Annotated in this window: 25 protein-coding genes; 22 read left to right on the forward strand and 3 right to left on the reverse strand. The window is 47.0% G+C overall.

Annotation, left to right across the window (positions count from 1 at the left end):
- Window positions 1–1113: Ldh family oxidoreductase (locus DWY93_RS10820; RefSeq protein ID WP_207658701.1), on the forward strand; the 1113-nt coding region annotated here is incomplete at its 5' end.
- Window positions 1114–1158: 45 nt separating this feature from the next.
- Here DWY93_RS10820 and DWY93_RS10825 read toward each other — a convergent pair.
- Window positions 1159–2124 (reverse strand): LysR family transcriptional regulator, encoded by a 966-nt coding sequence (locus tag DWY93_RS10825; RefSeq protein WP_117470585.1) that lies wholly within the window; start codon window positions 2122–2124, stop codon window positions 1159–1161.
- Window positions 2125–2259: 135 nt separating this feature from the next.
- On the opposite strand from DWY93_RS10825, the gene DWY93_RS10830 reads away from it, so the two are divergent.
- From DWY93_RS10830 to DWY93_RS10855, 6 genes are all read left to right on the forward strand, one after another.
- Entirely contained in the window at window positions 2260–3258 is a 999-nt protein-coding gene (locus tag DWY93_RS10830; protein ID WP_181967975.1) for a 4-hydroxy-2-oxovalerate aldolase, read from the forward strand.
- Between the two features lie 15 nt (window positions 3259–3273).
- A complete protein-coding gene (locus DWY93_RS10835; RefSeq protein WP_117470587.1) occupies window positions 3274–4257 on the forward strand; it encodes a 2-hydroxyacid dehydrogenase in 984 nt (327 codons plus the stop codon).
- A 178-nt stretch (window positions 4258–4435) separates the two neighbouring features.
- Window positions 4436–5524, forward strand: a complete 1089-nt coding sequence (locus DWY93_RS10840) for a tripartite tricarboxylate transporter substrate binding protein (RefSeq protein WP_117470588.1) — start codon at window positions 4436–4438, stop codon at window positions 5522–5524.
- A gap of 76 nt (window positions 5525–5600) precedes the next feature.
- Window positions 5601–6062, forward strand: coding sequence for a tripartite tricarboxylate transporter TctB family protein (locus DWY93_RS10845; protein WP_117470589.1), 462 nt, complete (start codon window positions 5601–5603; stop codon window positions 6060–6062).
- A 15-nt stretch (window positions 6063–6077) separates the two neighbouring features.
- On the forward strand, window positions 6078–7580 hold the full coding sequence (locus DWY93_RS10850; protein WP_117470590.1) for a tripartite tricarboxylate transporter permease: 1503 nt from the start codon (window positions 6078–6080) through the stop codon (window positions 7578–7580).
- 92 nt (window positions 7581–7672) lie between these two features.
- Entirely contained in the window at window positions 7673–8821 is a 1149-nt protein-coding gene (locus DWY93_RS10855) for an amidohydrolase family protein (RefSeq protein ID WP_181968535.1), read from the forward strand.
- Between the two features lie 74 nt (window positions 8822–8895).
- Here the strand turns inward: DWY93_RS10855 and DWY93_RS10860 are convergent, their stop codons facing one another.
- A complete protein-coding gene (locus DWY93_RS10860) occupies window positions 8896–9846 on the reverse strand; it encodes a LysR family transcriptional regulator (RefSeq protein ID WP_117470592.1) in 951 nt (316 codons plus the stop codon).
- 381 nt (window positions 9847–10227) lie between these two features.
- On the opposite strand from DWY93_RS10860, the gene DWY93_RS10865 reads away from it, so the two are divergent.
- From DWY93_RS10865 to thiI, 5 genes are all read left to right on the forward strand, one after another.
- Window positions 10228–10929: a demethylmenaquinone methyltransferase gene (locus tag DWY93_RS10865; RefSeq protein WP_021905324.1), complete on the forward strand. Its 702-nt coding sequence runs from the start codon at window positions 10228–10230 to the stop codon at window positions 10927–10929.
- A gap of 452 nt (window positions 10930–11381) precedes the next feature.
- Window positions 11382–12338 (forward strand): 50S ribosomal protein L11 methyltransferase, encoded by a 957-nt coding sequence (gene prmA, locus DWY93_RS10870; protein ID WP_117470593.1) that lies wholly within the window; start codon window positions 11382–11384, stop codon window positions 12336–12338.
- The gene (locus tag DWY93_RS10875) at window positions 12338–13093 is read left to right on the forward strand and encodes a 16S rRNA (uracil(1498)-N(3))-methyltransferase (protein WP_117470594.1); all 756 of its coding nucleotides are present in this window, start codon (window positions 12338–12340) and stop codon (window positions 13091–13093) included. The genes prmA and DWY93_RS10875 overlap by 1 nt, the downstream gene beginning before the upstream one ends.
- Window positions 13094–13283: 190 nt before the next feature.
- Complete coding sequence (locus DWY93_RS10880) at window positions 13284–14447, forward strand: cysteine desulfurase family protein (RefSeq protein WP_117470595.1); 1164 nt, start codon at window positions 13284–13286, stop codon at window positions 14445–14447.
- 128 nt (window positions 14448–14575) lie between these two features.
- Window positions 14576–15757 carry a tRNA uracil 4-sulfurtransferase ThiI gene (thiI, locus tag DWY93_RS10885; protein ID WP_117470596.1) on the forward strand — a complete coding sequence of 394 codons (1182 nt, stop codon included), beginning with the start codon at window positions 14576–14578 and terminating at the stop codon, window positions 15755–15757.
- A gap of 277 nt (window positions 15758–16034) precedes the next feature.
- Here thiI and DWY93_RS10890 read toward each other — a convergent pair whose 3' ends face one another.
- Window positions 16035–16271: a PTS HPr component phosphorylation site gene (locus DWY93_RS10890; RefSeq protein WP_015555013.1), complete on the reverse strand. Its 237-nt coding sequence runs from the start codon at window positions 16269–16271 to the stop codon at window positions 16035–16037.
- 201 nt (window positions 16272–16472) lie between these two features.
- On the opposite strand from DWY93_RS10890, the gene mtaB reads away from it, so the two are divergent.
- From mtaB to DWY93_RS10940, 10 genes are all read left to right on the forward strand, one after another.
- The gene (mtaB, locus tag DWY93_RS10895; protein ID WP_117470597.1) at window positions 16473–17798 is read left to right on the forward strand and encodes a tRNA (N(6)-L-threonylcarbamoyladenosine(37)-C(2))-methylthiotransferase MtaB; all 1326 of its coding nucleotides are present in this window, start codon (window positions 16473–16475) and stop codon (window positions 17796–17798) included.
- Between the two features lie 200 nt (window positions 17799–17998).
- Window positions 17999–18262 carry an IreB family regulatory phosphoprotein gene (locus DWY93_RS10900; protein ID WP_021905317.1) on the forward strand — a complete coding sequence of 88 codons (264 nt, stop codon included), beginning with the start codon at window positions 17999–18001 and terminating at the stop codon, window positions 18260–18262.
- Between the two features lie 90 nt (window positions 18263–18352).
- The gene (gene ruvX / locus DWY93_RS10905; protein ID WP_117470598.1) at window positions 18353–18787 is read left to right on the forward strand and encodes a Holliday junction resolvase RuvX; all 435 of its coding nucleotides are present in this window, start codon (window positions 18353–18355) and stop codon (window positions 18785–18787) included.
- Between the two features lie 136 nt (window positions 18788–18923).
- On the forward strand, window positions 18924–19193 hold the full coding sequence (locus DWY93_RS10910; protein WP_015555009.1) for a DUF1292 domain-containing protein: 270 nt from the start codon (window positions 18924–18926) through the stop codon (window positions 19191–19193).
- Window positions 19194–19406: 213 nt separating this feature from the next.
- A complete protein-coding gene (locus DWY93_RS10915) occupies window positions 19407–19892 on the forward strand; it encodes a Fur family transcriptional regulator (protein WP_181968271.1) in 486 nt (161 codons plus the stop codon).
- Window positions 19882–21549 (forward strand): ribonuclease J, encoded by a 1668-nt coding sequence (locus DWY93_RS10920; RefSeq protein ID WP_117470657.1) that lies wholly within the window; start codon window positions 19882–19884, stop codon window positions 21547–21549. The genes DWY93_RS10915 and DWY93_RS10920 overlap by 11 nt, the downstream gene beginning before the upstream one ends.
- A 170-nt stretch (window positions 21550–21719) precedes the next feature.
- Entirely contained in the window at window positions 21720–22124 is a 405-nt protein-coding gene (locus tag DWY93_RS10925) for an endolytic transglycosylase MltG (protein ID WP_015555007.1), read from the forward strand.
- Complete coding sequence (locus DWY93_RS10930; protein WP_117470599.1) at window positions 22121–22780, forward strand: O-methyltransferase; 660 nt, start codon at window positions 22121–22123, stop codon at window positions 22778–22780. The genes DWY93_RS10925 and DWY93_RS10930 overlap by 4 nt, the downstream gene beginning before the upstream one ends.
- Before the next feature lie 70 nt (window positions 22781–22850).
- A complete protein-coding gene (locus DWY93_RS10935) occupies window positions 22851–24080 on the forward strand; it encodes a U32 family peptidase (RefSeq protein WP_015555005.1) in 1230 nt (409 codons plus the stop codon).
- A gap of 143 nt (window positions 24081–24223) precedes the next feature.
- Entirely contained in the window at window positions 24224–25045 is an 822-nt protein-coding gene (locus DWY93_RS10940) for a YdcF family protein (protein WP_181968536.1), read from the forward strand.
- The last annotated feature ends 93 nt before the right edge of the window (window positions 25046–25138 follow it).

Consider the following 25138-nt stretch of genomic DNA (forward strand, 5'->3'; position numbering starts at 1 on the left):
CATTTTTCCGGACAGACGGCTTCGCCGCAACGGAATATTCACAATATTCTGAAAAAGCCGATAAGCAGAGTGGAGGTCATCATGAAATATAATTGTAATAAGATGCGTGAATTTGCAAGTGCAATTATGCAAAAAAATGGCTTATCAAAGCAGAAAAGTGATTTATTTGCAGAAAGTCTTATAGCAGCAGACATGCGAGGAATTTCTTCTCATGGTGTCACAAGATTAAAAACATATGCATATCGTTTGGAGGCGGGACTTGTCGATGCACATGCAGAAACAACAATTATAAAAGAAACTCCAGCATTGATCCTGATGGATGCAAACAATGGGCTGGGAGTTCCAGCAGCAATGGATGCAATGAAACTATGTGTTGAGAAAGCAAAAACGATAGGTTGTTGTTTTGCGGCGGTAAAAGGAGGAAATCATTTTGGAATGGGGGAATTTTTTACTGATTATGCAGCACAGAATGGAATGATAGGAATCGCAATGACCAATGGACCGGCAGCATTGGCTCCGATAGGGGGAAAGAAAGCAATTCTTGGGACAAATCCGCTTGCAGTGTCTGTGCCTTCTGAAAAATATAGGACAGTTTCGCTTGATATGGCGACCAGTGTTGTTGCAAGAGGAAAAGTGACACTCGCAAAGAAAAATGGGAAAAAAATTCCAGAAGGATGGGCAATTGATAAAGATGGACATTCGACAACTGATCCTAATAAAGTATCGTGCATGCTTCCGTTTGGCGGAGCCAAGGGGTATGGAATTGGTTTGTTGATCGAACTGATGTGCTGCGGACTAGCAGGAGCTAAAAGTGGATTAACAATGGGATCATTTTATGATTTTAGTGGAAAAAAGCAGGATGTTGGTTATTTTATTGGTGCAATTAATGTTGGTGCAGTTGTTGAAGAACAAAAATTTAAGGAACAGTCAGATGTAATTCTTACATCAATTAAAGAATCACCAAGAGCAGAAGACTGTGATGAAATTTATCTACCAGGTGAGATTGAATTGAATCATGCAGAACAAGCGCAGAGAGAGGGAATGGAAATTTCAGATGTTGTGGTAAAAGAACTTGAGGAAATCAGTATGAAATATAAGGTTCCATTCAACTAAAATAATAAAGAGTGCTACCTGAAAATATTTTTAGGCAGCTTTTGTTTAAGAAATCGACTTCATCGCCATCGCGTAGGAATAAAATTCCTGTGTGATGGCTTTTTTCATGCCTTCAGCATAGTGGGGCAGGATCAGGTCATTGCGGTAGACCAGGGAGATATCGATTTTTGAGAAAGAGTGGTTCATCCTCAGACAATGGCAGTTCTCTGGCCAAGTGATCGCCCCTTTTTTATGATCAAAAAGGATCATCGGAGACAGGAAAGCGGCTCCCTGGGCAGAACAGGCGAGTTGATAGATGATGTTCTGGTCAGATGCCTCGAGAATTGTCTTAGGCATGATTCCACAACGATCATAGGCGCGTTCTAAAAGAGAACGGATTCGGTTGTCCGAAGCGAGGAGGAGGATTGGAAAGTCTTTGAGATCAGAGACATCAAGACCTTCGATGGCACTTTTATTTAAAAGTTCCTGCCAGTGATTCGGGCAGCATTCCTTCAGAATATTATCGTGGATCAGACAGAAAAGGTATTCGGACGCTAAAGGGATCATATTTAGATTAGATGCAGTTGGAACATCAACACCGATGAAAAGATCGAGCTTTCCAGCCTGAAGAGAGTCAGCCATTTTCAGAGTATAAGACTGACGAAGATCCAGAGAAACATTTGGGTAGGCGTTGTGGTATCGCTCCCAGATTCCCGGAAAGAATACCTGGATCCGCTGCCTTGACATTCCAAGAACAAGATGACCGGAACATTCGGCGGAGAGATCCGCCAGGGATGCCATCATCTGGGATTCATTTCGCAGCATCTGTTTTGAGTAAAAAAGCATAGTCTCCCCGGCAGGTGTGAGCTTCAGATATGGTTTTCGCTGAAACAGCTCCACTCCATATTCCTCTTCTAGGCGCTTGATCGAGCCGGAGAGGGACTGCTGTGTGATATGAAGAGATTCGGATGCTTTTGTAAAATTCATTTCTTCCGCAAGTGCTACAAAGTACTGACATGTTTTAAGGTTCATAGATGCCTCCACAGGAAAATGCTGTTTAAAATTAAAAATATAACTGTTGGAAAACTGTCATAACTGTATGATAGTATAAAAACAACAAGAAATCCAGTATATTTTACAGCAAATTAACGAAAGGAAGTATTTGTGATGGTTAGATTGATGGACTGTACTTTGAGAGACGGTGCAAATGTAGTAGGAAAAGGGTTTGACGCGGAGATCACAAAGATCGTTCTGGATATCCTGACAGAGAGCAATGTTCCGATTATTGAATTCGGAAACGCAGGCGGAATCGGAGCTTATGAGGTTGCGGGATTCACAAACGCCCTGACTGACATGGAGTATCTGGATCTGGTACAGCCGTATCTGGGAAAATCAGAGATCGGCATGTTCTTAAACGCAAAGAGATTCCGCGAACCGAATGTTGAGCTTGCGGCATCCAAGGGAATGAAGTTCTTGCGCTGTGGTGCTGATGCCGGGGATGCGAGAAAGATCTCAGAAGTTCCGGTAAAAACGATCAAGAAATGCGGAATGAAAGCGTACTACTCCGCAATGAAAGCATATCTTCTCACTCCGGAAGAACTGGCGGAGGAAGCGAAGTTCTTGGAGTCCATCGGACTTGACGAATTTACGATCATGGATTCCGCCGGAACTATGATGCCGGATGACGTAAAGAGAGCAACGGAGTGTTGCAAGAACGCGGTTAAGATCCCGGTGGCTTTCCATTGTCACAATAACCTTGGACTTTCCGCAGCAAATGCCATCGCTGCCTATGAGAGCGGAGCAGATATTTTAGACTGCGGTCTTATGGGAATGGCGAGAAGCGCAGGAAACCTTCCGACAGAGGCAGCTGTGGCATTTATGCAGAAATACGGGGAGTTCAAGGATATTGACCTTTACGCGATGTTAAACGGAATCGACCAGAGACTTCTTCCGGCAATGGAAAAGCACTCCTACCATGACGCGATCCCGCCGTACGACCTGATCCTCGGCGTATCCGGAGCGCATTCCAGCTTCGGAAAGACTTTCAAGGCGGTCGCAAAAGATACAGGCGTTGATCTCTATAAACTGATCGTTGAGGTCAGCAAGATCAACAGAAAGAATCCGAGCGAAGATCTCATGAGAGAAGTGGCAGAGAAAATCAAATAAAAAGAGGGAAAAAACGTGAAAGTAGCAATCGTAGGAACATATCCGGCAGGTACATTTGAAAAGTTTAAAAATTATTTTTCTGAAAAGCCGGAAATTGAAGTGGTTGAAGTTGATACACAGGAGAAATTTGATGCACTGACAGAGGCAGACGCCATCGTTCTTCGAATTTTAAAAATGCCGAAGGAAGTAGTCGCAAGGATCAAAGGATTAAAGATGATCATGCGCTGGGGAGCCGGTTTTGATTCTGTTGACATTGAAGAAGCAGGAAAACATGGAATTTATGTCTGCAATACTCCGGGAGCAAACGCGTATGCTGTGGCGGAGCTTACGGTGGCATTGATGTTAGCAGTCGGAAGAAAACTGATCTGCCATGACCGTGCGATTCATCAGGGGGAGTGGAGTAAGAACACATTTTTAAACCTGACGAGAACTTTAAACAATAAGGTGGTCGGCATCATCGGCGGAGGAAATATCGGTCGTCAGGTGGCATCCAGGGTACAGGCCTTCGGATCTACAGTCCAGTATTACGATCCGTTCCGCTTGCCGGAGGAGATGGAAGAAAAACTGCATATGAAATATGTAGGACTTGAGGAACTGATCCGTACAAGCGACGTGATCACCCTTCATGTACCGCTCATGGATTCCACGCGTCATATGATCGGTGAGAAGGAAATCGAAAAAATGAAGGACGGCGCGATCCTAATCAACGTTGCGAGAGGCGGACTTATGGATGATGAGGCTGTTGTGAACGCAGTCAATTCCGGAAAACTTTCAGGTGCCGGAATCGACTGTGTGGAGGAAGAACCGGCAAAACCGGGCAGTTTGATTCTCGAAAATTCGAACATTATCGTGACACCACATGTAGGCGGCGGTTCTGCGGATATCTCAGATGTCATGTTCCCGATGATCACGGAGAATATTGAATTGCTGGAGGAAGAGAAGGCACTGAAGTATGTAGTGAATAAGCAATATATACTGCGTGGGAAAGAAAGTGCTTAATAGCAAAAAAATAGATCAATATCCCAATAACTACAAAGAAAACTTGTTAAGAATATATAAAATCATTGTTGGATATATTTGTCTAATGATGATAATATAAAATCAATAAAAAGACAGACAAAAATCAAGAAAAAAACAGCACAAATAACAACAAAAGAAAAACTTAGGAGGAATCAATATGAAAAAACGTATAGCTTTACTGGCAGCAGCAACACTCGTTATGTCAAGTTTGTCTGGATGCGCTTCAAACAGTACAGCGCCGGAGACAACGGCAACAGCAACGACTCAGGCCGAAAAGGAAACAACAGCTTCTGATACACAGGCTACATCGACAGGAGATACAGGTGAATGGTCTAAGACGATCACACTTGCAGATGGAAAGACATATCCGTCTGGTACTGTGACGATTATTGCTCCATTCTCGGCTGGTGGCGGTGTAGATCTTGGTGATCGTTTATTTGCTAAATATGCTCAGAAATGGACAGATGCAACACTGATCGTTGAAAATATTACAGGCGGAAGCGGACTTGTAGGAATCCAGACTGGTTTAGGGCGTGCTACAGACGGATCTGTTATGTGGCATATCGATCCGGGCGCACAGTATGTTTCTACCACGAATTCCAGCTGCCCATTTGATGTCGTAAATGATATGGGACATATCGGCTTCTTTGTAGCAGATGACCGTGTATGGGCTGTGAAGCCGGATGAAACAAGATTTACTACAGCAGAAGAAATGTTTGCATATGCAAAGGATCATCCGGGCGAGATCAGCATTGCGGCATCTGGAACAGGTACTATCGCAGCTCTTGCAACACAGTACATTGCAAATACAGCTGGTGTAGAGTTTAATATCATCGGATATAATGGCTCCTCTGAAGCAAAAGCAGCATTCCTTGGCGGACATTGTGATGTAATGTCGGCAGGTGTCAGCGAGGCAAGAACAATGTTAGATGAAAATCAGTGTAAAGTATTATTCACAATGACAGATGAAAGAATTTATGACGATGTTCCTACAGTAAAAGAGCTTGGATATGATTGTACTTCTCTTTCCACATACCGTGGTTTAGCAATGTCCTCAAAAGTTGATCCTGCAATTGTTGAGTACTGGGATAAGATCATGGAAAAGGTTTGTGAGGATCCGGATTTCATCGCAGAAGCAGATAACATGGGACTTGTAATTCGTTTCCAGAACACGGATGAGGCATTAAAGACTTTCAGCGAGTACAACCCGATTTGGTATGATTTAAAAGAATCTCTTGGAATGTAAGAAGCGAAGAAAAATGGGCGATGCGGATACATTCTGCATCGCCCAGTGGTTTTAGGTACAGAAAGGGTTGATTAGTATGACGATGAAATTAAAAGAACGCGTATCGGCTGTGTTCTTATTCCTTGTGTTTGGATTTGCGTTTGTTTACAGCAGAAAGTTCCCAGATATTCCGAAAATTATTCCGACAGGAATCACAGTCCTTGGATGTATTTTGAGTGTTATGCTGTTTGTGCGTACATTTTATATGCACTACAAGGAAGACGAAAATTTTGATGCTGCAGCACTGGCAGAACAAAAAGAAGGATCAAAGAAGATCGCAATCGCAATTCTGATGCTTGTAGTGTATGTCGGTTTAATTAAAATAGTGGGATTTTACACGATCTCTTTTGTGTTTATGATTGCGTTTTCATATGTAATTGATACCGAAAAACATAAGTTATGGACATATCCAGTTGTGGCAATTGGGGTGTTAGCGGTTATTTATGGTATCTTTAGTATGTTTTTACAGGTTCCGTTGCCAAAAGGATTTTTGATCTAAGGAGGAGAAAAATATATGTTATCCAATATTCTGATGGGTTTTAGTACCGCATTTAACCCAATGAACTTACTGCTCCTTATGGGGGGAACTGTTTTAGGAATTTTATTTGGAGCACTTCCGGGCGTATCATCTACAATGGGGGTGGCGGTGCTGATTCCTCTTACTTATGGAATGGATGCGGCGAGTGGATTGATCATGCTGGCCGGTATCTATTGTGGTTCAACATATGGAGGCAGTATTTCTGCTTGTCTGCTTAATACACCTGGTACACCGGCTTCAGCAGCTACAACTATGGACGGTTTTCCAATGACAAGAAAAGGACGTGGTGGTGAGGCGTTGCAGGAGGCGTGCATCGCATCTTTCTGGGGTGGAATTGCAGGAGCGATTGCATTATTCTTTCTGGCACCTCCAATCGCAAATTTCTCATTGAAATTTGGATCTCAGGAAAACGCAATGATGGCCGTATTCGGACTAACGATCATCGTATCTCTTTCAAGTGGTTCTCTTTTAAAGGGATTCCTTTCTGGATTATTAGGTCTTCTTGTTTCAATGGTTGGAATGGATGTTGCGACAGCATATCCAAGATATACCTTTAATATTACGGCCTTATATGGCGGCATTGCAATTATTCCGGCAATTGTTGGTTTATATTCTTTGACACAATTGTTGACTTCATCAGGAGAAAAAACAGGTGTGTTAACAGATGATAATATTAAAAAACTTCACGTACCGAAGATCACACCGAAAGATTTCGTGAGATATCCACTTACCTATATCAAGTCTTCCATCATTGGCGCGTTTGTAGGAATCGTACCAGGAGCTGGCGGAAATATCGCTGGTTATATGGCGTATAATGAGGCAAAGAGAACGTCAAAAACACCTGATGAATTCGGGAAAGGATGTCGCGAAGGTGTAGCTGCGACAGAGTCAGCAAATAATGCGGTTTGCGGTGGATCTTTGATCCCAATGCTCACGCTCGGCATTCCTGGAAACTCCGTAGCAGCAGTGCTGATGGGCGGACTTATGATTCAGGGTTTGAATCCGGGATTCAGTTTATTTACAAACTATGCGCATGTAACATATCCGTTCTTAGCAGGTTTCGTACTTGCCCAGTTTGCATTCACAATTGTAGGATTAATTGGTGCAAAACAGTTTGCGCAGGTGGTTAAAGTACCGAAAGGATTTCTATTAGCAGGTATTGGTGTTCTGTGTGTAGTAGGCTCTTATGCGGCAAGCAATAATATTACAGATGTTTATATTATGCTTATTTTTGGTATTGTCGGGTATTTCTTAAAGACAGCTGGATTTGATATTTCTGCAATCGTTCTTGGCTTAATGCTTGGTTCTCTTGCAGAGGCTGGATTTATGCAGGCATTTAACTTATGCCATAAAGCTATAGGTGCAACTTTAATGAGCTTCATAACAAGACCAATCAGCCTTGTTCTTCTGATTGTTTGTGTGGCAAGTTGCTTCTCGCCTTTAATGAGTGCACGAAAGAAGAAAAAGACTCAGTCATAAAAGGAAGGCTGTGTAAATGCCCCTTTTCACATGGATACTGTTGGTAGGGACATTGAGAAGCTCAATGTCCCTTTTTATTATGAGGTGTGCAAATGGAAGATATTATTATTCGAAATGGACTGATTGTTGATGTCGAGAATGAAAAGATCGCGAAAGGCGATATCTCAGTAAAAGACGGTAAAATTGTAAAAGTTTGTTCTTATATAGAAGAACATGCAACAAGTGAAATTGATGCAGACGGATGCTATGTAACGCCAGGATTAATTGACCATCATACTCATATTTATCCATTGGCAGCAATTGGAACAGCTGGTGAAGCAGTATGCTTTGGATCTGGTGTTACGACTGCAGTGGATGCAGGAAGCACGGGCTGTGACAATTATGAACAGTATCGTGGCTGGATCGGAATGGAAAAGTTATCAATTATGCCGTATATCAATGTTTGCAGTGTGGGTTTATCTACACTTCCAAAGCAGATGGAAGATGTTAAACCAGAGCACATGGATGTGGGAAAACTCAAAGAATTATTTGACAAGTACGGAGATGAACTGCTTGGCTTAAAACTTCGAACAAGCAAAAATATTGTAGGGGAGCTGGGACTTGAACCATTAAAAGCAGCAGTTAAAATTGGAGAAAAAATTAACAGACCGTTGATGGTACATATTACAAATCCACCGGCAGAGATGGAAAAGGTTTTAGAGATTCTTAGACCAGGTGATATCGTGACACACATGTATCAGAATGTTGGTTATACAATTTTAAAAAATGGTCATGTTGCTGACTGCGTATGGAAAGCGAGAGAACGAGGCATTATTTTTGAAGCAGCGGATGCAAGAGCGCACTTCTCATTTGAGGTTTCCGAAAAAGCAATCTCTGAAAAATTCTACCCGGATCTGTTAGGCACTGATGTTACCCGCCTAAGCATGCATTTACGTCCGACAGCATTTAATATGGCAATGCAGATATCAAAATACACGTATCTGGGAATGCCTTTTGAGAAAGTAATTAAGGCTGCGACTTGGAATAATGCGGAAAATATGGGAATTTCGGATCGTGTAGGTAGCCTTAAGGAAGGAAAACAGGCTGATATTGCAGTGTTCCGAGTACATGAAGGTAAAAATGTATTCGGCGACAGACCGTATACAGATGAGACAGCTTCATTTAGAGAAAGCAATAGGGTGTTCGAACCAGTACTTACTGTTAAAAAGGGAGAGATGGTTTATAGAAATGTGACCTTCTAGAGGTCTTTTATCGAAATAGCAAAAAAGAATCCCCTATCAATATATGATACATGACAGGGGATTGGGTGTAGCTGCTAATGCGGACGAACCTCCGCGATCCCATCAAACACATCCTTCGTGATCTCAATAAAATCATGGGCATACTCTGGAAGAAAACGTTCTTTGTGATAGGCAAGGACCAGCCGGTGGTTGATCAGTGACTTTTTCAGCGCGAGCGGAAACGCATTGGCATCCGGGTGGGCAGCTAAGAGCATCGGAAGACGCATCTGGGTGCAGAAGAATGCCCCGTAATTATGCGGATACAGGGACATGAACAGTTCTGTGGTCTGCGACTCCAGAAAGATATTCGGCTTTACCTTTGCGTCGAGGAAACACTGGTCCAGAGTTTTTCGAAGCTTCATGGAGGAGGCTGGGAGCAGGAACGGAATTTTTGAAAAATGTGCCAGTTCCACGCCGCTTAAGGATCCTTCTTTTAAGGTCTGCCAGGAATCGGGATAGTGGCGCTGCAAAAGCTCGTCGGAACAGACCAGATAAATATGGTCGGTCAGAAGAGTGGAAGATTCCAGTTTGGGATTATCCTGATACATGACACCGATAAAAATATCAAGTTCCCCATTGTAGAGACGTTCTTCCATTGTGTTGGAGGATTCATTGCAGAGCTCGATCTTGATATTCGGCCATTTCGCGTAGAATCTCGGCAGGATCTCCGGAAGACAGATCTGGCCGCGGTAAGACGGGATACCGAGTTTCAGATTGCCGATGCTCTTTTCGGAGATGTCGGCGAGACGGTTCTGGAATTCATGTTCCTCGGCAAGAATTTTTACGGCGACAGCGTAGAGCTGCTCCCCTGCATAGGTAAGGGCGAGCTTTGGCTTTCTGTGGAAGAGAGGGACACCGTAATACTGTTCCAGACGCTGGATATGCTGGCTTAGGTTCTGTTGGGAAATATAGAGTTTCTGGGCTGTGTTGGTGACGTGAAGCTCTTTGGCAAGTTCAACGAAATAGTACAAGCTGAGTAAATTCATAAAAAGATCCCTTCTATCTTTTGCAGGACGTAACGATTCAGTACCTTCATAGCTGCGAGCAAAAATCCATTTTAAAACGTTTTACGCTCCGCTTCGATCCGTGCTGGACGTGTGCCACTGGCCCATAGCACCTGCGCAGGCCTCCTGAACAGTTACTGTAAAACAACGTTTTGCGAAAATGACGGATTATCCACCGGTATTTTCATTATATATAACGTTTATCAGGATGTAAAGTGGATAACAAAAAAATATTGTGAAAAGCAAACAAATACATTGTTTGTAATTGTCGTAGTGCTGCGATACAATATGGTCAGAAAGAGATGAGAGAGCAAAAGAAGCGATCTCAACCACATAAAAATCCAAGGAAAAGGAGATTACAAAATGGCAGTAGGCAAGAGAATCTATTTAAAGAGACACATGCCGGACAAAGAGGTTATGATGCAGTTCAAGAACATTCCGGCGTCCAACACATGTGATGTAATGGGAAGAAACGCGGCGATGAATCCGAGAATCCGCCTTGTAAGCCAGCCGAAAGAGCAGATGGCAGTCGGACCGGCACTCACCGTTAAGGCAAGAGGCGGCGACAACCTTGCTCTTCACGCAGCATTAAACATTGCTCAGGAAGGCGACTTTATCGTAGTGTCCAACGAGGAAGATGATACACGTTCCCTTATGGGCGAGATCATGATGGCTTATCTTCGTTATGACAGAAAGATCGCAGGTATTGTTCTTGATGGACCGATCCGTGACATCGATGAGATCGGAAAATGGGATTTCCCGGTATACTGCACAGGCACAACACCGGGTGGTCCGTACAAAGAGGGACCAGGTGAGGTTAACGTACCGGTATCCTGCGGCGGAATCAGCGTAAACCCGGGAGACATCATCCTGGCTGATCCGGATGGCGTTATCGTTATCCCGAGAAAAGACGCTCCGCAGATCTTAGAGGACGCAAAGAAGTTCCAGGCAGCAGATGAGAGCAAGCTCGCAGCTGCAAAGAACGGCACAGCAAAGAGAGAATGGGTTGAGAAGACTCTCGCGGCAAAAGAGTTCGAGATCATCGACGACGTTTACGAGCCGTAATCCAGATCATATACTGACAGTTCGCTATGCGCGGAGTTGGTCGAAAAGCCGCTGTGGGTTTATTTGCAGAGACGTTTGACTAAATTAGGCATGGAAATAGAACTGCTGTCTTCCCGGACGGTCAAATGCCCGGGGAGAATTCAGCAGCAATTCATTTCATAATGAAGACCTCTATACTTTATGTTTGTTATACCCCAAACCTTATTTTGCGAAAAGCAGACCAGGGACAGGAAGCTCAACCTGTCCCTGGTCTGTTTCAGCATTTTCCCACCTTGCAAACCCCGGAAAACTATGTTATGATATCATGTGATTTCGTCTGCGTCCATGTTGGATGCGGGCATATGTGCGGTGAGTCTGGAACCAAAGATCGGAATGATGGTCGAAGAACGTGAAAGAGCAGCGGGAAGTTCTGATCCTGGACAGGCAAAAGAACATAGAAGGAGAAATGATATATGAAATGGAAGAAATTTACGCTTGAGACGACCACGGATGCGGTGGATTATCTCGGAAGCATGTTTGATGATATCGGAATCGAGGGAATGGAGATCGAGGACAACGTACCGCTTACCGAAAGCGAGACGAAGGGAATGTTCATCGATATTCTCCCGGAGCTTCCGCCGGATGACGGTACCGCGAGAGTCAGCTTCTATTTAGACGAGGACGAGGATACGGAAGAAAAGTTGAAGGCTGTCCGTGAGGGGCTTGAGGAGATCCGCCAGTTCGTGAATATCGGTACCGCGAAGATCACAGAGTCTGAGACGGACGATAAGGACTGGATCAACAACTGGAAACAGTACTTCAAACCGTTTACGGTTGATCATATCCTGATCAAGCCGACGTGGGAGGAGATCCCGGAAGAACATAAGGACAAGCTCCTGATCCAGATCGATCCGGGAACTGCGTTTGGAACCGGAAAACATGAGACGACACAGCTCTGTATCCGCCAGCTCGAAAAGTATGTAAAGCCGGGCGTAAGGGTTCTTGACCTCGGAACAGGAAGCGGAATTCTCGGAATCGCCGCGTTAAAGCTTGGTGCAGAGTATGTATTTGGAACGGATCTCGATGAGAACGCCATCACTGCAGTTCATGAAAATCTTGCAGCCAACGATATCCCGGAGGAGAAGTTCGGTGTGATCCAGGGAAATATTATCGACGATAAGGCGACACAGGATGCGGCGGGATATGAGTGCTACGATATTGTTGTTGCAAATATTCTTGCCGACATTATCATCATGATCCAGAAACAGGTTCCGTTCCACTTAAAGAAAGGCGGAATCTTCATCAGCTCCGGCATTATTGATATGAAGGAACAGGCTGTCCGCGAAGCGCTTGAGGCGAACGATGCCTTCGAGATCATCGAAGTGACAAGACAGGGCGAGTGGGTATCCTTCACAGCGAGGAAGAAATAGTGTACCATTTTTTTACGGAAACAGAATTTTTTACAGAGTCGGAGGCCGTGATCACCGGTCCCGATGTGAATCACATTAAGAACGTACTGCGGATGAAACCGGGGGAGAAGCTCCTGCTCAGCGACGGCAAGGGCACAAACTGTCTCTGTGAGATCACAGAGCTTTTCCCGGATAAAGTTCTTGCGAAGATCCTGCCGGAGGAAGTGGACGATACGGAGCTTCCGGTAAAAGTAACCTTGTATCAGGGACTTCCGAAAGCAGATAAAATGGAGTTCATCATCCAGAAATGTGTAGAACTGGGGGTCGCAAAGATCGTTCCGGTGGATACCGACCGCGCGGTGGTGAAGCTCGACGCGAAGAAGGAAGAGGCGAAGAGAAAACGCTGGTACGGGATCTCCGAGAGCGCGGCAAAACAGTCGAAGCGCATGATCGTTCCGGAAGTTGGAAATGTGATGAAGTTCAAGGCGGCCATTGAGGCGGCAGCGCTGGATGATCTGGCGATCATTCCCTACGAAGATTCTGAGAGTCTTCCGGGAGCGGGCGGAATGGCACTCACGAGAGAACTGATCGGAAGCTTAAAACCGGGGCAGAGTCTGTCCATCTTTATCGGACCGGAGGGCGGATTTTCCGACGGGGAAGTGGAACTTGCGATGCAGTCCGGGGTGAAGCCGGTGACGCTCGGAAAGAGAATCCTCAGGACGGAAACGGCCGGAATGTTTGTGATGGCGGCTGTGGGATTATTACTGGAATCATGAAGTAAAAATTTCAGTGCAGACCGAAGAAAAATTCAGGATGAGTTTTTAATTATAACTGTGAATAACTGAACGATTACAAAAAAGTTGAAAATAGCATTATGCTATAAAGGGTAAATTTTAAGAAGTAAAAAGACCGGTATATGAATATGGAGAATGTTTTGCCGGTCCAGACTGGGAGTAAATAAAACTCATGGAAAAGAGAGAAGTTTATTTTGATAACTCTGCGACGACCCGCGCCTTCGACGAGGTGCGCGACATCGTCGCGGAGACAATGACCGTGGACTACGGCAATACGTCCTCCAGACACATGAAAGGTGTAGAGGCGGAAAATTATATTAAGACTGCCCGTGAGGAGATCGCGAAGACTTTAAAAGTGAAGGATAAAGAGATCCTCTTTACCTCCGGCGGAACCGAGTCCAACAATCTGGCGCTGATCGGAACGGCGCTTGCAAATAAGCGCGCCGGAAACCACATCATCACCTCCTGCGTGGAACATGCATCGATCTACAATACGACAGCGTTCCTCGAGGAGCTTGGCTTCCGTGTGACCTATCTTCCGGTAGATCATAACGGACATGTATCCTTAGATGCGCTCCGGGAAGCGATCTGCGACGATACGATCCTTGTGTCCGTCATGTATGTAAACAACGAAATCGGAGCGGTGGAACCAATCGAGGAGATCGCGAAGATCATCAAGGAGAAAAAGCCGTCCGCCTACTTCCATGTGGACGCGATCCAGGCTTACGGAAAATATGTGATCCGCCCGAAAAAACAGGGCATCGACCTCTTATCAGCCAGCGGACATAAGATCCACGGCCCAAAGGGAACCGGCTTCCTCTATATTGATGAGAAGGTAAAGATCAAACCGATCATCTACGGAGGCGGACAGCAGAAAGGCATGCGCTCCGGCACCGAGAATGTTCCGGGATGCGCAGGTCTCGGTCTGGCGGCAAAGATGGTCTACACCGACCATGATGCAAAGATCGATAAGCTCTATGCGATCAAGGACCGCATGGTGAAAGGTCTTCAGGCGATGGACGGCGTTACAGTCCATGGTCTTACCGGCCGGGACAGCGCTCCGCAGATCGTTGCGGCAGGCTTTGAGGGCGTGAGGGCAGAGGTACTGCTCCATGCGCTGGAGGATAAGGGAATCTATGTTTCTTCCGGCTCCGCATGTTCCTCCAACCATCCGGGTGTGTCAGGAACCTTAAAGGGGATCGGTGTGAAGGATTCCCTGCTGGATTCCACGCTTCGCTTCTCCTTCGGTGCATTTAATACTGAGGAGGAAGTGGATTACTGTCTGGAAGTACTGAATGAACTTGTGCCGATGCTCAGAAGATATCGGAGAGCATAAAGATCATATACAACACTTGGCGGGAAAACGAAGAATTCCCGGTCAGTCACTAAGAAAATGTCCTGAAACGCGGCAAAGGTTAAAAAATGCCGGCTATGAAACATTCAGGATCCTATGGAGGATATTCCGTGAAATACAGATCATTTTTAATCAAATACGCAGAGATCGGCGTAAAGGGAAAAAACCGTTACCTCTTTGAGGATGCCCTTGTAAAACAGATCCATCACCGTTTAAAGAATCTGGAAGGTGATTTTTCCGTCACAAAGGAAGCGGGAAGAATCTATGCGGAGGCAGCAGAAGACTTCGATTACGATGAGGTGATCGACGCTCTTCAGCATGTATTCGGTATCGTCGGGATCTGCCCGATGGTTCAGATCGAAGACAACGGTTATGAGGACCTGAAGGCACAGGTCGTAAAATATATTGATGATGCCTATGAGAATAAGAACTTTACCTTTAAGGTCGTTGCGAGACGCGCCAACAAGCAGTATCCGGTTGTTTCCGATCAGATCAACCGTGACCTCGGCGAGGTGATCTTAAACGCATTCCCGGAGACAAAGGTCAATGTCCACACACCGGATGTGCTGCTCCGTGTGGAGGTGCGCCATAAGATCAACATCTTCTCCGAGACGATCCCGGGACCGGGCGGAATGCCGATCGGAACAGCGGGACGCGCCATGTTATTATTATCCGGCGGAATCGACAGCCCGGTTGCCGGATGGATGATCGCAAAGCGCGGCGTGACCATCGATGCGACCTATTTCCATGCGCCGCCGTATACGAGCGAGCGCGCAAAACAGAAGGTCGTTGATCTCGCGAAGCTTGTTGCGAAATACACGGGACCGATTCGTTTAAATATCATCAACTTTACCGATATCCAGCTCTACATCTACGATCAGTGCCCGCATGACGAGCTTACGATCATCATGCGCCGCTATATGATGAAGATCGCAGAGACGATCGCGAAGGAGAATGACTGTCTGGCACTTGTTACCGGCGAGAGCATCGGTCAGGTCGCATCCCAGACGATGCAGTCCTTAGCTGTCACAAATGAAGTCTGCGAGCTTCCGGTCATGAGACCGCTCATCGCCTTCGATAAGCAGGATATCGTTGATATTTCCTTAAAGATCGGCACCTACGAGACATCTGTTCTTCCGTACGAGGACTGCTGCACGATCTTCGTCGCAAAGCATCCGGTTACAAAGCCGAGCTTAAAGAAGATCAAAAATTCCGAGAAAAAGCTGGATGAGAAGATCGACGAGCTGATGAAGACAGCACTGGAGACGAGAGAGGTGATCCGCTGCATCTAAAATGCGGTTTGGGATTTCCAGTTGGACTGAAATGTGCCGCAGCATGGAAAATGATGTTATGCGGTGCGGAAAAAACTGGCGGAAAAGGAAACTATGAGAAGCACGCTTTGCGAGCTTCTCAAGTTATCGCGGCATCTACACTCCGTTTCGGTCGTTGCTAAACAAGCGCCACCGGCGCTTAGCAACGCCAAGGTCTCATGCAAGCATGGACTTTGGCTCGTTGCACGCGTAAAAAACTGCCGGAATTTAGTTTCCGGCAGTTTTTAAAAACACTTTCTTATGCCTCGATGATATACGGTGCAAGTACAGTAAGGATCTCTTCTGTATTTCCGCCATCGTGGATATTTAAATCGATCGGCTTGGAAAGGTCCAGACTGAAGATACCCATGATGGATTTTGCGTCGATGACGTATCTGCCGGAAACAAGGTCGAAATCGGTATCAAACTTGGTAAGGTCATTTACAAAAGATTTCACTTTATCGATGGAGTTTAAAGAAATTTTAACGGTTTTCATGTCAGTGTTCCTCCCAATATTCGAATATTTTTTGATTCTGGTAATAAAAAAACCTATCTTCATACTAAATGGACATGCATGAAAAGTCAAGAGGTATCTTGAATAAAAAACAAGCTTTGCACATGATATGATTCTGAAATTTTGAGGACGGAAACATGGCATGGCAGAGAAATCACCCCAGTAATTACAAGGAGATTGAATATGAGAAAAGCAGCGCTGCATAATCTTGGCTGCAAAGTAAATGCATACGAAACGGAGGCCATGGAACAGCTTCTGGAGGCTGCAGGCTATGAGATCGTGAGCTTTGAGGAGAAAGCGGATGTCTATGTCATCAACACCTGTTCCGTGACAAATGTTGCAGATAAAAAATCCCGCCAGATGCTGCACCGCGCGAAGGCGAAGAATCCGGACGCGGTGGTAGTTGCGGCAGGATGCTATGTCCAGGCGGCGGCGGACAAACTGAGAGAGGATGCCGCTGTTGATCTGATCATCGGAAACAACCGCAAGGCGGACCTTGTCCCGCTTCTGGAGGCATGGTTTGCCGGAAAAGAGATCTGGGAGTCCATCACGGACCTTGCGGGATCCAACGAGTACGAGAAACTTCACATCAACAAACAGGCGGAGCACACCCGCGCCTTCATCAAGGTTCAGGACGGCTGCAACCAGTTCTGCAGCTACTGCATCATTCCGTATACGAGAGGCCGCGTCAGAAGCCGCCGGCCGGAGGATGTGGAGGAGGAAGTAAAGATCCTGGCAGAGGAAGGTTACAAGGAGATCGTTCTCACCGGAATCCACCTGACCTCCTACGGCATCGATTTCAAGGATGAGGGAATCGACTTTCTGACACTGATTAAGAGACTTCATGAGATCGACGGAATCGAGCGGATCCGTTTTGGTTCCTTAGAGCCCCGTGTCATCACAGAAGAGTTCGCGTCGGAGCTTTCCAGGCTTCCGAAGATCTGTCCGCATTTCCACCTGTCCCTGCAGAGCGGATGCGACGATACCCTGAAGCGCATGAACCGCCATTACACCTGCGAGGAATATGCGGACCGCTGTGAGATCTTAAGAAAACACTTCAGGAATCCGGCGATCACGACGGATGTTATCGTCGGATTTCCGGCAGAGACGGATGCGGACTTTGAGACAACAAGGAGATTCCTCGAAAAAGTTTACTTCTACGAGATGCATGTGTTCCCGTATTCCAGACGTGCCGGAACCCGCGCGGACCGGATGCCTGACCAGGTGCCGGAGCCGGTGAAGAAAGAGCGCAGCGCCGTTCTCTTAAAACTCGAGAAGAAGATGTCCGGGAAGTACAGAAGTTCCTTCACGGGAACAGAACAGGAGATCCTTCTGGAGGAACCGGTGACCATCAATGACGAGATCTACATGACCGGGTATACAAAGGAATATGTAAAGGCAGCGATCCGTCTCGACGGACGTGATCCGAAAGCGCTGAAAAATACGTTCGTTTCGGGCATTCTTGGAGATTTTCTGACAGAGGAGATTCTGCTTCTGAACGAAAAATAAGTATTTTTGGCACCCAAAATGCCGTGAAACAGTGTTGAAAGTCCCGATTTTTCTGGCTGAAAATGAAAAACAGCGTTAAATTGGGCGAGTAAGTTTTATATTGCACAAAATATGAAAGTAGAGTAGAATAAGGATAGCAACAAAAGGGATGGCTTTGCGCGAAAAGCGCGGGACAGCCGTCGAAGGACGTGAGGATATTTATGGGCGATATCAGTAATACACAATATTTTAAAGCGGTACAGGAAGATAAAAAACTGGAGGTCGGTGAGGTCCTCCGTGAGGTTTACGAGGCGCTCACGGAAAAGGGATACAACCCGATCAACCAGATCGTCGGCTATATCATGTCTGGTGATCCGACCTATATTACAAGCTACAAGAGCGCAAGAAGCCTGATCATGAAGGTGGAACGTGATGAGATCCTGGAAGAACTGATGGAGAATTATATCGATACGAGACTCCGCTAGTTTCTGGGAAAGATAAGAAAGAATATGCAGACAGCCGGGAATCACCGGCTGGTTTTGCTATGAGGAAAAACAGATAGGATAATATACGTTATGAGAATACTCGGACTGGATTTCGGTTCAAAGACCGTAGGAGTCGCAGTCAGCGACGGACTTCTTCTGACGGCACAGGGTGTCGAGACCATCGAGCGCAAGGACGAGAATAAACTGCGCAAGACATGTGCCCGGATCGAGGAGCTGATCGCGGAGTACGAGATCACGGAGATCGTGCTGGGACTTCCGAAAAATATGAACAATACAGAAGGAGAGCGCGTCGAAAAGACGAAAGCTTTCGGAGAAATGCTGGAGCGCCGTACCGGACTTCCGGTGCATTACTGGGATGAACGTCTCACGACCGTTGCTGCGGAACAGATCCTGATAGAGAGCGGAGTGCGCCGCGAGAACAGAAAAGCGGTGATCGATAAAGTCGCTGCGGGGCTGATCTTACAGGGTTATCTGGACTGCCTGAAAACGAAGGAAAAAGAATAATACGAAACGATACCTGAGAACTTTTCGTTACTGTACATGTAACCGCTGCCGTGCATCCGGAAGAAGCTGCCGGTGGAAGGTTCTGTAAGTGAAGGTCTTGAAAAGTTACACATTTTTCAGAGACAGGAGAATATGTATGGAAGAGAGAAAAATCACATTGGTCGACGATGACCAGACACTGGAATTCTATGTTGTGGAGGAGACAAAATTAAACGGGGCAAACTATCTTCTTGTCACAGACGCGGAAGATGACGACGAGGAAGGCGACTGCTATATCTTAAAGGATATGTCCGGCGCAGACGAGTCTGATGCCCTCTATGAGTTCGTGGAAGATGAGGACGAGCTGGAAGGTCTCATGAAGATCTTCGCGGAGCTTCTTGACGACGTGGATCTCGAGAAACAGTAGAGCACGTACAAAAAGCAGAAAACAAACATTTAATACACAGATACAGACAAATAATCGTATTGACAGTCAGGAAACTTGCCCGTCTGGATGACGGGAAAAAGGCGGGCCTGGTGCTTGGAAAAGAAGCTGATCGAATGCAGGACCGGTTGCTGTCTGCGCAGAACGCTGGCAGCAGGAAGGTTTTCGGAGGACAGATGTTGGGGGACAATGAAAATGAACGACGAAACGGTAAAAGGACTGCTGCGCAAGGCAGGACTCAAAGTAACAAATCAGCGTATGATGGTACTTGATATTATTGCGTCCCATCCAGCGGAACATCTGACTGCGGAAGAAATTTATGATTTAGCGAAAGTAAACAGCCCGGAGATCGGACTGGCTACGATATACAGGACCGTACAGGTCCTTTTAGACCTGCATGTAATCGACAAAGTCACATTTGATGACGGTTTTACCCGGTATGAGCTGAACGGTGAAGAAAGCGCGTCGGGACACCGCCACCACCATGCCATCTGTACCGGCTGCGGAAAGGTGTATTCCCTGGAATCAGACCTTTTGGACAGTCTGGAAGAGGAGGTTATGGAGAAACTGGGCTTTCTCGTGACAAACCACGAGGTAAAGCTCTATGGACTTTGCAGTGAATGCAGGACGAAGAATGAAAATAAGAAAGAGGTTATGAATCGTGAAGAACGTGAAGAATGATACAGCAGACTGCAAAGTCAAAATTATCCCTCTCGGGGGACTGGAACAGATCGGAATGAACATGACAGCCATCGAGTACGGCGACAGCATCATCATTATGGACTGCGGACTTGCATTCCCCAGTGATGACATGCTTGGAATCGATCTTGTCATTCCGGATGTGACCTATCTAAAAGATAATTATGAGAAAGTAAAAGGATTCGTTATTACCCACGGTCATGAGGACCATATCGGAGCGCTTCCGTACGTGTTAAAAATGGTGAACGCGCCGGTCTATGCGACAAAGCTGACCATGGGCTTAATTGACCATAAACTCGAAGAGAACAACATGCTGCGCAGCGTAAAGCGCAAGGTCGTAAAGCACGGACAGTCCATCAATCTCGGCTGTTTCCGCGTAGAATTTATCAAGATGAACCACTCCATTGAGGACGCGGCTGCCCTTGCGGTATTCACACCTGCGGGAATCATCTTAAATACCGGTGATTTCAAGATCGACTACACTCCGGTATTCGGCGATGTGACAGACCTCCAGAGATTGGCAGAGCTCGGAAAGAAAGGTGTTCTTGCCCTTCTCTGCGACTCCACAAACGCGATTCGTCCTGGATTTACCATGTCCGAGAGAACCGTCGGAAAGACCTTTGATGCGATCTTTGCGGAGCATCAGCAGAACCGTATCATTGTTGCGACATTCGCTTCCAACGTGGACCGTGTCCAGCAGGTCATCAACTCCGCATGCAAGTACGGCAGAAAAGTCGTTGTGGAAGGCCGCAGCATGGTCAACGTCATCGGAACTGCCCAGGAGCTCGGATATATCAATATCCCGGATGGAACGCTCGTGGATATTGAACAGTTAAAGAATTATAAGGAGGAGGATACCGTCCTCATTACAACAGGAAGCCAGGGTGAGTCCATGGCAGCCCTTTCCAGAATGGCATCCTCCATGCACCGAAAGGTCTCCATTACTCCGCGCGATGTGGTCGTTTTAAGCTCCACACCGATTCCGGGAAATGAGAAGGCTGTTTCCAGAGTGATCAACGAGCTCTCTATGAAGGGCGCGAAGGTCATCTCTCAGGATACCCATGTATCCGGACACGCCTGCCAGGAGGAGATCAAGCTGATCTACGCGTTAGTACGCCCGAAATTTGCGATCCCGATCCACGGCGAATACCGCCACAGAATGGCACAGAAGGAGCTTGCGATCTCTCTTGGAATCCCGAAGGAGAATGTTGTGATGCTCCACACAGGAGACGTGCTTGAGATCGGTGAGAGCGGAGCGGACGTCATCGATCATGTACAGTCCGGCGGTGTTCTCGTTGACGGACTCGGCGTCGGAGATGTCGGAAACATTGTACTCCGCGATCGTCAGAATCTTGCCCAGAACGGCATCATCATCGTTGTCCTGACGCTGGAGAAGCATTCCAATATGCTGCTCTCCGGACCGGATATCGTATCCCGAGGATTTGTCTATGTGCGTGAATCCGAGGATCTGATGGAAGAGGCTCAGGCAATCGTGGATCAGGCTGTGGCAGACTGCTTAGAGCGTCACGTGTCTGATTGGGGCAAGATCAAGAACATCATCCGTGACAGCTTAAGCGACTTCTTATGGAAACGAATCAAGAGAAACCCGATGATCCTTCCGATCATCATGGAAGTTTAAATGAACCCAGTTAGCCGTGCACCGAGCTGGGCTGAAAATTGTGTTGCAAGCTTGCTTGCATAAGCAATTTTTGGCACAGCTCAGTATAGGGGGGAACGCCCCCGACTTCTTGTTTTCATGCACATGAAAACAAGAAGATACACGGCGGAGCTACCTGCAAGGGAAATGATATGAGCAAGATAACGAGAGAAATCAACAAAATCAGCCTGTTTGTCATCAGCACATCCGGAAGGATCATCCTGTACGGTCTCGCTGCGGTACTCATTGTTACGGGGGCGAGAAGCGCCTACTCCTTCGGACATGGGATCTTCTACGCGCCGGCAATGGAAGCAGAGCCTGGAACAGAAAAGAGTATCAAACTGGACGGGGATGAGTCGGTGGAAGAGGTCGGAAAGATCTTAAAGAAAGCCGGTCTGATCCGCGATGCCCGCACATTTACGATCCAGGCAAAATGCTATGGATATGAAGTGAACGCGGGAACCTACGAGTTAAACACCTCGAAGGATTCCAAGGAGCTGATCAATATTTTAAAGGAAAATCCGGACGATACCGCGAAGGAAGACACAAAATCATGATCACGGAGAACAGACTTACGACTTATATAAATTCCCTGGCCCAGGGAGACGGACCGCTTATTGAGACGATCGCTGAGAATGCTGTGAAGAACAGGGTTCCGATCATCCGCAGGGAGACAGCATCGCTCTTAAAGACGATGGTGACGCTGGTGGCTCCGAACCGGATCCTTGAAGTTGGAACTGCGGTCGGATACTCGGCACTTTTGATGGCATCGGTGATGCCAAAAGAGTGCCGGATCACGACCATTGAAAAATATGAAAAGAGGATCCCGGAGGCGAAGGAAAACTTCCGCCTTGCTGGGATGGAAGAAAAAATCACGCTGCTGGAGGGCGATGCCGGGGAAATCCTTGCGGGTCTTTCCGGCTCCTTTGATTTTATCTTCATGGACGCGGCAAAGGGCCAGTACATCAACTGGCTGCCGGATATCCTGCGCCTTCTGCGGGATGGCGGACTTTTAATGTCTGACAATGTCCTCCAGGACGGAACGATCATGGAATCGCGTTACGCGGTGGAGCGCCGTGACCGGACGATCCACGAGCGGATGCGGGAGTATTTATATACGTTAAAACATATGGATGAATTCGAGACTTCGATCCTGCCGGTGGGCGACGGGGTCGCGCTCAGTGTGAAAAAAGGAAGCGGTCCGGCAAAATAGAGGCGGACTTGTTTCACGCGGTCAGCGCAGCGGGTCTGCAGACCGGTTGAACATTTGGAAAGGATGAATTATGAGAAAAACAGAACTTCTGATTCCGGCAGGAAGCCTTGATGTCTTAAAGACAGCCGTTATCTACGGCGCTGATGCTGTATATCTCGGCGGTGAGGCATTCGGCCTCCGCGCCAAGGCGAAAAACTTTACGAACGAAGAGATCATGGAGGGCATCAAATTTGCCCATGACCACGGCGTAAAGGTGTATATCACAGCGAATATCCTCGCGCACAACGACGACCTTGCGGGTGTTGAGGAGTATTTTGAGGAGTTAAAGACGATCCGTCCGGACGCTCTCATTATCTCAGACCCGGGTGTTTTCACCATCGCAAAGCGGGTACTCCCGGATATGGAGATCCATATCAGCACCCAGGCGAACAATACAAACTATGGAACATATCTCTTCTGGCATGAGCTCGGCGCAAAGCGTGTGGTTTCCGCCAGAGAGTTATCTTTAAAGGAGATCAAGGAGATCCGGGAGCATATCCCGGAGGACATGGAGATCGAGAGCTTCATCCACGGCGCGATGTGCATTTCCTACTCCGGAAGATGCCTGCTCAGCAACTTCTTTACGGGCCGCGACGCGAACCAGGGTGCCTGTACCCATCCGTGCCGCTGGAAATACTCCGTTGTGGAGGAGACGAGACCGGGCGAGTATATGCCGGTATACGAGAATGAGCGAGGAACCTATATTTTCAACTCCAAGGATCTCTGCATGATCGAGCATGTGCCGGAGATGATCGACGCCGGAATCGACAGTTTTAAGATCGAAGGCCGCATGAAGACGGCACTCTATGTGGCAACAGTTGCCAGGACCTACCGCAAAGCCATCGATGACTATCTGGAGAATCCGGAGAAATATAAAGCGAACATGGAGTGGTACAAGGAAGAGATCGGAAAGTGCACTTACCGTGAGTTTACCACAGGTTTTTACTTTGGAAAACCGACGTCCGAGACCCAGATCTACGACAGCAACACGTATGTAAAGAACTATATCTATCTCGGAACTGCGGAAGAGCGCGATGCGAGAGGATTCGCGAAGATCGAGCAGAAGAATAAGTTCTCCGTCGGTGAGACCATCGAGATCATGAAACCGGACGGAAGAAATATTTCCGCCCTTGTCCGCGGCATCTACACCGAGGAGGGCGAGAGCCAGGAGAGTGCACCGCATCCGAAACAGGTCCTCTATATCGACCTGGACGGGGAAGTGGAGCAGTACGATATTCTGCGTAAGAAAGAGGCAGAGTAAGAGATTACCGGGTGGCGATTCCCTGAGTAGAAATGTTCACAGCACGCAGAGCTGGCTGGGATCCTGCGGGGCTGGAGGGAAACATTTTCAGAGTTGACAGAATTGCAGATAATAATGTGAAAGACTGGAAAGGAGGCATAATTGTGGCGGTAGTTTTTGGCATCCTTGGAATATTATGCCTCATGTATTACGGCGTGATCGTGATCTACTCCGGCGCGGGAACTTCGTTCTCGGCGATCTGGATCATACTGGCGCTGGGATTTTTTGCCGCGGCCGCGGTGATGAAGTTTTACCCGAGATTCCGCGACAAGATTCCGGTGCAGCTGGAAGTGGCGGTGATCACGTTTTTTTCAGCCATCGCCTTTATTTTTGTCGTGGTGGAACTCATGATGGGTTTCAGCGCTATCTCCTTCCAGAAGGAGAGTGTGAACTACGTGATCGTCCTCGGCGCCCAGGTGCGCGGAAACAAGATCAGCCGCACCCTGGAGCGGCGCCTGGATAAGGCGGTGGAGTACGCGGCCTATCATCCGAACACGGTGTTCGTTCTTTCCGGCGGACAGGGCGATGATGAGGATGTGACAGAGGCATCCGCTATGTACCGATATATGAAGAGCCGTGGGGTGCCGGATTACCAGCTCCTCTTAGAGGAATCGTCCCGCAGCACTTACGAAAATATGGTATACAGTAAGATTCTGATTACGGAAAGAGAACGTCTCCGCCGGGCAACGCTGCGCGCGGCCATGGCGGAATACGGTTACCTTCTTCCGCCGGATGAGGAAATCACGATCCGCGTGGGCATCCTCACCAGCAATTTCCACGAACTCCGGGCAAAAGGAATCGCAAGACACGTCGGAATCCCGAATGTCAGCGGAATTTCCGCGAAGTCGGATCCGGTGCTTTTTGCACATTTTTGTGTCAGAGAGTGTTTTGCGATATTAAAAGATAAATTTGTGGGAAATATGTAAATAAGGGCATCAAGGTCAGGAATCCGACGCAAGCTTGCCTGCAGGAGAGGGCATGACCTTGAGACCCGCCAAAAACATGAGTAAGCAGCCATT

Source organism: Clostridium sp. AF28-12 (assembly GCF_003435225.1).
Classification (GTDB): Bacteria; Bacillota; Clostridia; order Lachnospirales; family Lachnospiraceae; genus Pilosibacter; species Pilosibacter fragilis.